This is a genomic window from Marisediminitalea alba (assembly GCF_002993365.1).
GTDB classification, from domain to species: Bacteria; Pseudomonadota; Gammaproteobacteria; order Enterobacterales; family Alteromonadaceae; genus Alteromonas; species Alteromonas alba.
Window position 1 is genome coordinate 1 of the sequence record NZ_PVNP01000131.1, and the last position, 1,193, is coordinate 1,193.

General features: G+C 51.0%; 1 rRNA gene. It reads left to right on the forward strand.

Annotated elements, in window-relative coordinates:
• Window positions 1-1,193, forward strand: a 23S ribosomal RNA gene (locus tag C6Y40_RS12375); the annotation flags it as partial.

Consider the following 1,193-nt stretch of genomic DNA (forward strand, 5'->3'; position numbering starts at 1 on the left):
TAGGGGAGCCGTAGCGAAAGCGAGTGTTAACTGCGCGTCTAGTTGCTAGGTATAGACCCGAAACCCGGTGATCTAGCCATGGGCAGGTTGAAGGTTGAGTAACATCAACTGGAGGACCGAACCCACTAACGTTGAAAAGTTAGGGGATGACTTGTGGCTGGGGGTGAAAGGCCAATCAAACCGGGAGATAGCTGGTTCTCCCCGAAATCTATTTAGGTAGAGCCTCGGACGAATTCCATTGGGGGTAGAGCACTGTTAAGGCTAGGGGGTCATCCCGACTTACCAACCCTTTGCAAACTCCGAATACCAAAGAGAACTATCCGGGAGACACACGGCGGGTGCTAACGTCCGTCGTGAAGAGGGAAACAACCCAGACCGCCAGCTAAGGTCCCAAAATATTGCTAAGTGGGAAACGATGTGGGAAGGCCCAGACAGCTAGGAGGTTGGCTTAGAAGCAGCCACCCTTTAAAGAAAGCGTAATAGCTCACTAGTCGAGTCGGCCTGCGCGGAAGATGTAACGGGGCTAAGCAATATACCGAAGCTGCGGCAGCATGTTTACATGCTGGGTAGGGGAGCGTTCTGTAAGCCGCTGAAGGTGAACTGTGAAGTTTGCTGGAGGTATCAGAAGTGCGAATGCTGACATGAGTAACGATAATGCGGGTGAAAAACCCGCACGCCGGAAGACCAAGGTTTCCTGTCCCATGCTAATCAGGGCAGGGTAAGTCGGCCCCTAAGGCGAGGCAGAAATGCGTAGTCGATGGGAAACGGGTTAATATTCCCGTACTTATATAATCAGTGATGGAGGGACGGAGAAGGCTAAGCAAGCTTGGCGTTGGTTGTCCAAGTGAAAGCGAGTAGGCTGTGGATTTAGGTAAATCCGGATTCACTCTTTAAATAGAATGGCTGAGACGCGAGACGAGCCACCAAGGTGGTGAAGTTGTTGATGCCCTGCTTCCAGGAAAAGCTTCTAAACGTATGATTATGTAAACCGTACCCCAAACCGACACAGGTGGTCAGGTAGAGAATACTAAGGCGCTTGAGAGAACTCGGGTAAAGGAACTCGGCAAAATTGTACCGTAACTTCGGGAGAAGGTACGCCCCTGATTGTGATAGGACTTGCTCCTTAAGCAGTCGGGGGTCGCAGTGACCAGGTGGCTGGGACTGTTTATTAAAAACACAGCACTCTGCAAACT